Annotated in this window: 5 protein-coding genes; 3 read left to right on the top strand and 2 right to left on the bottom strand. The window is 67.9% G+C overall.

The window, feature by feature from the left end; translation table 11 throughout:
• Together E3T40_RS02255 and arfB are read left to right on the top strand one after the other, a co-directional pair.
• A partial coding sequence (locus E3T40_RS02255; protein ID WP_134542565.1) for an HNH endonuclease signature motif containing protein occupies window positions 1–700 on the top strand: 700 nt, incomplete at its 5' end.
• Window positions 701–830: 130 nt separating this feature from the next.
• The gene (gene arfB / locus E3T40_RS02250) at window positions 831–1253 is read left to right on the top strand and encodes an alternative ribosome rescue aminoacyl-tRNA hydrolase ArfB (RefSeq protein WP_134542564.1); all 423 of its coding nucleotides are present in this window, start codon (window positions 831–833) and stop codon (window positions 1251–1253) included.
• 100 nt (window positions 1254–1353) lie between these two features.
• Here the strand turns inward: arfB and E3T40_RS02245 are convergent, their stop codons facing one another.
• Window positions 1354–3237 (bottom strand): FAD-binding monooxygenase, encoded by a 1884-nt coding sequence (locus E3T40_RS02245; RefSeq protein WP_134542563.1) that lies wholly within the window; start codon window positions 3235–3237, stop codon window positions 1354–1356.
• A gap of 275 nt (window positions 3238–3512) precedes the next feature.
• Complete coding sequence (locus tag E3T40_RS02240) at window positions 3513–4361, bottom strand: Cof-type HAD-IIB family hydrolase (RefSeq protein ID WP_370287849.1); 849 nt, start codon at window positions 4359–4361, stop codon at window positions 3513–3515.
• A 211-nt stretch (window positions 4362–4572) separates the two neighbouring features.
• Between E3T40_RS02240 and E3T40_RS02235 the strand changes: the two genes are divergently transcribed.
• Window positions 4573–7626 carry an aminotransferase gene (locus E3T40_RS02235; protein WP_134542562.1) on the top strand — a complete coding sequence of 1018 codons (3054 nt, stop codon included), beginning with the start codon at window positions 4573–4575 and terminating at the stop codon, window positions 7624–7626.
• The last annotated feature ends 13 nt before the right edge of the window (window positions 7627–7639 follow it).

Raw genomic sequence — 7639 nt, 5'->3', positions numbered from 1 at the left:
ACAGGCGCGCATGGCGGCCGGGCAGCTGATCCCGGGCGCCGAGGCCGCGGCCCTCAGCGACGACCGTAACGGTGGTCAGAAGCGCGCCGACATCCTCCGCGGTGTGTTCGAGGCCGCCACCCGTGACGCGGGGACCCCGACCATGGGCGGCGCCGCCCCCACCGTCATGATCCACGTCAACCAGGCCGACCTGACCGCGGGCCGCGGGGTGGGCTGGATCGACGGCGTCGAAGCGCCGATCTCGCTGACAAGTGTGAAGCAGGCGCTCTGCGCCGGCGGATTTCAGGAGATCGTGTTCGGCCTGAGGAACGAGGTCCTCAGCCTCAGCACCGAGAATCGTTTCTTCAACCGGGCCCAGCGCCGCGCCATCGCCGCCCGCGACGGCGGCTGCATCATTCCGGGGTGCACCGTGCCCGCAGCCTGGTGCGAAGTACACCACGTCACCCCCTGGCACCGCGGCGGAAAAACCGAGATCACCAACGGGGTACTGCTCTGCTGGTACCACCACCACAGCATCGACACCTCGGGCTGGAACATCCGCATGATCCGGGGCACACCCCAAGTCCGGGCACCCTACTGCTACGACCCCACCCGCACCTGGCGGCCTGGGGGAGGGAACCCGGCCAGCCGCTCACCGGTCTCGGCGGGCTCGACCAGCGTCAACGTGCCTTCCCGAAATCAAGTCACCACCGCCTCCTAGAAACGTGGCTTTGTCCGCCACCACCCGGGCGCACAGTGCCCCCACAGTTCGACAGGCGCGATCACGGTGTTGCTTGGCCACCGGAGCACCCCAGCCGACACCAACCCCAAGATCGTGTCACGCTGGTCACATGGATCTGGAGGTGTCGCCCGCGCTGATTATTCCCGAGCGCGAACTCGGCTGGCGGTTCTCGCGGTCGTCAGGGCCGGGCGGCCAGCACGTGAACACCTCCGACAGCCGCGTCGAGCTCATCTGGAGCGTTGCCGAATCGGAGACGCTTTCCGACGACCAGCGGATGCGCCTGCTCACCCGCCTCGCCAAAGGCCTCGTCGACGGGGCGATCACCGTGACCGCGTCCGAGCGGCGCTCCCAGCTGCGCAACCGCGAGCTCGCTCTGGCGAAGCTCGCCGACATCGTGGCCGCGGGCCTGGCTCCCGATGCGCCCATCCGCCGGCCGACCAAACCCACTCGTGGTTCGGGCCGAAGGCACCTCGCCGCGAAGCAACAGCGGTCGGCCACCAAGAAGCAGCGGCAGAGGCCATCCGCCGACTAGCTGCGAGAGCGGGAGAATCGTCGAACAGCGCAGCTCAAAGCGACGAGTCACCCGCTCTCGCGGCCTGAGGTGTCCGCAGGTGCGGCTAACGCAGGAGCGGCTACCGCACCAGCAACATCTGTCGGAAGAACGCCGCGAGCTCAGCGGTCGCGGTCAGCGGCAGCACGTTCGCCACATACATGTCCGGGCGCACCACCACGACGGCACCGCCGCGGTCGATCCCGCGCAGCTCGAAGATGTCGTGCGCCGGGTCGGTTGCATAGAGCTTTTCGTAGTCGATCAGCTCAAAGGGTCCTCTTATCGGCAGGAAAACGCCCGGAACCCGGCCGATTTCCACCCCGGTGTGCTCTTGCTGGTAGACCACCTTGACGTCGAAGACACTGTCGATGTCGCTCCCGGTAGGGGTGTACGCGAGCAGCGGCGACTCGAGTGAGGTGCGAATCCACTCGGCCCACTCGGTCAGCGCCGAGGCATCGCCGGACACAGCGGCATCCGCGAACGCGTACAGGCGCCACCGGCCGTCGGCGCGGTGGTGGTGTCCGAGCTGCACGGGGTTGGCGTCGCCGACGCGCACCACCGGGGCGGACTTAAAGCGCTTGCCGAGCGGGAATCCCGTGGCGAGGTGCTGGTGTGTTGCCTCGCCGGTCAGCATCGACGGCGGGTATTCCGTCATGAAACCCGACGGGAACTCGGCCGTCTTCGTATAGAACTCCTCCAGTGGAACTTCCAGGTCCTCCGACTTCGTCGCCATCAGGGTCGACCAGGTCTTGTCGAAATCGATCAGGTTCTTTGCGATGACCTGGCGCTCGGCAGAGTAGGTACCGAGCAGGGATTCGGGGCTGCGGCCTTCGATCACGTAGCCGAGTTTCCAGGCCAGGTTGAAGCCGTCCTGCATCGACACGTTCATGCCCTGGCCGGCCTTGGCGCTATGCGTGTGGCAGGCGTCCCCGGTGATGAACACCCGCGGGGTGCGTGTGCCGATCTCGTGGGGGAGGAGGTCGTCGAACCGATCGGTGAGACGATGGGCGACCTCGTACACGCTGTGCCAGGCGACATTCTTCACGTCGAGGGTATACGGGTGGAGGATGCCGTTGGCCTTCGCGATGATCTCCTCGATCGTCGTCGTGCGCACTGCCCCGTTGTCGTCAGCGGCCACCTCGCCGAGATCCACATACATGCGGAACAGGTATCCGCCCTCGCGCGGGATGAGCAGGATGTTGCCGCCGGATTCGGACTGGATCGCGCACTTCATGCGGATGTCCGGGAAGTCGGTGACCGCGAGCACGTCCATCACGCCCCAGGCGTGGAATGCCTGGTCGCCGGCGAGCGTACAGCCGATCGAGTCGCGCACAGCGCTGCGGGCACCGTCGGCGCCCACCACGTACTTGGCGTGCACGACGCGTTCCTGGCCCTGCTTCTCCCCGGTGGTGTGCACGAGCGTCACCGTGACGGGATACTCGCCCTCGTCGGTGTTCTCCAGGCTGCGGAAATCGAAGCCGAAATCCGGCTCCATTCGCGTGGGGGAGTGCGCCATCACCTCGGCGAAGTAATCGAGAACACGCGCCTGGTTGACGATCAGGTGCGGGAATTCGCTGATGCCGGTGGGGTCGTCCACGGCACGGGCCGAACGGATGATGCGGGTCACGTCGGCGGGGTCCGGTGTCCAGAAGGCCATTTCGGTGATGCGGTAGGCCTCGGCGATGATGCGTTCCGCGAAACCGAACGCGTGGAAGGTCTCGACGCTGCGGGCCTGGATGCCGTCGGCTTGCCCGATTGCGAGGCGCTCACCGCGGCGCTCGACGATGCGGGTCGTGATGCCGGGGAACTGGGAGAGCTGCGCGGCGGTGATCATGCCGGCTGGGCCCGTTCCGACGATGAGAACGTCGACGTTCTCGGGGAGCTCGCCCGGGCGATTGAGGCCGACCCCGGCGGCATCCTGGATGCGGGGATCGGTGGACACGTATCCGTGGTGGTGAAACTGCACGGCTTCCTCACTTCTTTGTGGGCTCTGCGTGGGTGAATCGGACGTCACTGTCGTAGCGTGCATGTCCTAACGTGTTCGATAATCGAACACAAAGTTCTATTATCGCTTCTCGGATCATATATCATCCGGCCGGCCAGGACTAGATGAGAGGCGGCGAACCAATTCGACGGAGATTCTCGTCGAAAACAACCATTCCGTCGTGTTCGGGCCCGATATGGGCAAAATCTCCGTCGAATTCGTTCGGGACGGAGGCGCGGCAGGGAGCTACCGGGCGATCAGGCGGTCACGTGCGCACTTTGCAGGTGCGGTAGGGCGGCGAGGATGCTGCTGACCACGCCGGCCTCCGAGCTCGACGGCGCGATGTTCGCGGCGCGCGCCAGGATGCTCGGGTGGCCGTTGGCCATGGCGTAGGAGTGCCCGGCGGCATCGAGCATCTCGGCGTCGTTGAGGTAGTCGCCGAACGCCATCGTCTGGGCCCGGCTGATTCCGAGCTGCTGCTGGAGCCGTTCCAACGCTCGACCCTTGTTCGCTCCCTGGCGCATCACATCGACCCAGTTCTCGCCCGAGACCACGACCTCCGCGGGCAGCCCAAGGCCGCGCAAGGCCGGTCCGCTTCGCTGTTCGGCGCGGGCAGGGTCGTAGATCGCCAGTTTCAAGATGACATCGTCGAGGGCGGCCGCATGCACATCCGCTACGACTTCGACCGCTGCGTAGTACCGGCGAACCTGGTTGACGAAGCGCTCGTCGCTGCGCTCGATGTAGGCGCTCCGGGCGCCGCAGACGACGAGCCCCAAGTCGGCGCCCGTGGCGGCGGTGCCGCGCACCCAGTCCACGATGGGGGCGATGATCTCGGACACGACGGGTTCGACGTCGATGCTGATGCCGTCCTGCACCACGTTGGTTCCGTTTTCCGCGATGTAGATGAGTCCGTCGTGCTCGCCGAAGATGCCGTGCAGTGTCTGATACTGGCGTCCGCTGGCCGGCACGAACAGGATCCCGGCCCGATGGAGGTCGTCGAGGAGCGGCCAGAACGCGTCGGGCACGTTGCCGTCGTCGTCGAGAAGAGTGCCATCCATGTCTGAAACGATGAGACGGATGTCGGAGGGCTCTGCTATGTGGTTCACTGCGGCGGCTTTCGGTCGTTGTTCGTTCCCGGAATCCACGAGTGTTCGCTCGCGTCCCTTGGTCTGTGACGACGACGCTGTCTCTCTCGATGATGTCATCCCTGCCCGCCGGGCTCCGAGTTGCGCGCGAACTGAGCGTTGGGCGCACAGAACGAGCGGCCCTGGTGCCAAACTGGCAGGATTCATTGCACTATCTGCGAGGAGCGTCGACGTGCCTGGTTTTGATTTCTTCAGCGGCCAGGGGCTCGTGCGCCCGGATATCACCGCGGCCGACGCCGAATCGATGGCGTCCTCGCTCTTCGGGATCACCGGCACGGCCCGCGAGCTCGGCAGCCAGCAGGACCGCAACTTTTTGATCACCGCCACCAGTGCCGCCACCAGTGCCGCCACCAGCGCCGCCACCGGTGACTCCACCAATGCCGCCACTGCTGCCCCTACCGGTGACTCCGCGGGTGACTCCGCCGGTGACTCCGCGGGTGGAGCGACGCAGCGCTACGTGCTCAAGGTCGACAACCCGGCCTTCTCAGCCGCCGAGCTGGCCGCGCAGGACGCGGTGATGGTGTTCCTAACCGAGCGCGGCATGCGCGTGCCGCAGCCCGTGCGGGGGCTGAACGGCCTCAGCCGCCAGCACTGGCACGCAGCCGATGCCGCCCTCCTCCCGGTGCGGCTGCTCACCTTCCTCGAGGGCCCGTCGCTCGAGGCGCGGGGCTATCTGGCCCCGCCGGTGGTCCGGGCGCTCGGCCGGCTCTCGGGCACCACGTCGCTGCACCTGCGTGACTTCGCGGCGGACGGCCTCGACCGCACGCTGCAGTGGGACCTGCGCAACGCGAAGGCCGTGATCGACCTGCTGATGCGCTGGGTGCCGGCGGAAGAGACCAGGGATCAGCTCCGTGCCATCGCCGACAGCGCCGCCGCACGTCTGGCGGCTGTGGCGTCCGCGCTGCGGCTGCAGACCATCCACGGGGACATCACCGATGACAACGTGATCTGCCGGGTGCTGCCGAACGGCCACCACGTGCCCGAGGGGGTCATCGACTTCGGCGATCTGGCCACCGGGTGGCTGGTCGCGGAGCTGGCGGTCACGGCGGCATCCGTTCTGCACCACATGCCGGACAATCCGCTGGCGGCCCTCGAGGCGATCGTCGCCTTCGACGAGGTCGTTCCCCTGACCGAGGCCGAGATCACCGCGCTCTGGCCGCTGATCGTGCTCCGCGGGGCGGTGCTGGTGGCCAGCGGCGAGCAGCAGGTGCAGATCGACGCGAACAACGACTACGCGAGGCACCGGATGGACGCCGAGTGGCAGGTCTTCGCCGCAGCCAGCGCGATCGGCTGGGAGGAAGCGGACGCGGCCATCCGGCAGGCGCTCGGTCGGCGGCCGCACACTGGTGCCGAACACACGACCGTGCCCGAACACACGACCGTGCCGATGATCCCCGCGCTCGCCGACGGCGACTACGAAATGCTCGACTTCGCCGTGACCAGCCCGGCCCTGGCCGACGGCCTTTGGCAGACAACGGATGCCGAGTGGCGGCTCGCGCAGGCCGCCCTCGCCCGACGCAGCGCCGCCGTCGCCCCCTACGGCCAGTTCCGGCTCACCCGAACCCCGCCGCACTCGCGCCGGGAACCCGACACGTTCGCGCTGTTCACCGAGGTCTTCCTGCCTGCCGGTTCGGTGATCGTCGCGCCGGCGGCTGCCTCGGTCACCGAGATCGGAGGCGACACTCTGGTTCTGACGCTGGCCGGTTTCGGGCTGCGCATCGGCGGCATCGTGTCGAACCTCGTGCCGGGGGCCGCGATCGCCGCGGGGGAGCCCGTGGGCGTTGCGAGCCCGGTTGCTCGGGTGACCGTGCAGAAGCTCGCTCGCCCGGGTCTGCCGGTCCCGCACTTCACCCAGCCCTCCCGGGCCGCCGCGTGGGCAACCCTCGCACCGGACCCGGCGCGGCTGCTTGGGCTGGCGCCGCAGGCATCCGTCGTCGACCCGGCGATCGAACTGGCCCGGCGCGGTGCCATGATGGCCGCGGCGCAGGAGAAGTACTACGAACGGCCGCCGCAGATCGAACGCGGCTGGCAGGAACTGCTGATCGACACCCACGGGCGCTCCTACGTCGACATGGTCAACAACGTCGCCGTGATCGGGCACAGCCACCCCCGGTTCACCCGTGCCGTGAGCGATCAGCTGGCGTTGCTCAACACGAACTCCCGGTTCCTCTACTCGGCGTTGGCCGACCTCTGCGAACACATCGTGGCGACATCACCGGATCCCATCCTCGACACCGTGCTTCTGGTCAACAGCGGCAGCGAGGCCGTGGACCTGGCCCTGCGCCTGGCCCGGATCCACACCGGCCGCAGCAACGTCGTCGCCTTACAAGAGGGCTACCACGGCTGGACGTCGGCCTCCGACGCGGTGTCGACCTCGGCCTTCGACAACCCTTTCTCCTTGGCCTCCCGGCCCGACTGGGTGCACATCGCGGATGTTCCGAACTCCTATCGCGGGACGCATCGCGGTGCCGGGGCGGCAGGGGAGTACGCGGCCGACCTTGCCCGGCTGCTGGCCGATCCGGAGGGCCCGGGGGCTGACCTGGCCGCGTTCATCTGCGAGCCTGTGCTGGGCAATGCCGGCGGCGTCGTGCCCCCGGCGGGATACCTCGCCCGTGTCTACGAGCAGGTCCGTGCACGCGGCGGGCTGTGCATCGCCGACGAGGTGCAGGTCGGCTACGGCCGGCTGGGCAGCCACTTCTGGGGCGTGCAGCAGCAGGGCGTCGTGCCCGACATCCTCACGGTGGCCAAGGCGATGGGCAACGGATACCCGCTCGGCGCGGTGCTCACCCGCCGGGACATCGCCGAATCCCTGGCCAGGGAGGGCAACTTCTTCTCCTCGGCCGGCGGCAGCCCGGTCAGCTGCGTCGCGGGGCTGGCCGTGCTCGACGTCATCCGGGACGAATCCCTCCAGCAGAATGCGGATGCCGTCGGCCGGCACCTGGCAGGCCGGCTTGCAGAGCTCGCGGAACGGCATCCGTTGATCGGGATGGTGCACGGCCTGGGCCTGTACCTGGGGGTGGAACTCGTGCGCGACCGGGACACCCTGGAGCCGGCGGTCAGCGAGACCGCCGCCATCTGCGAACGGATGCTGGAGCTCGGCGTGATCGTGCAGCCCACCTCGGAGAGGCAGAACGTGCTGAAGATCAAGCCGCCCCTGTGCTTGAGTCGGGAGAGCGCGGACTTCTTCGTCGACCGGCTCGACGAGGTGCTGCAGAGCGGCTGGTAGCGTGCACGACGTG

Origin of the sequence: Cryobacterium sp. TMT1-19 (genome assembly GCF_004403055.1) — a bacterium.
GTDB classification, from domain to species: domain Bacteria; phylum Actinomycetota; class Actinomycetes; order Actinomycetales; family Microbacteriaceae; genus Cryobacterium; species Cryobacterium sandaracinum.
Note: the sequence above shows the minus strand (reverse complement) of the source record. Positions and strands in the feature narration are given on the sequence as shown.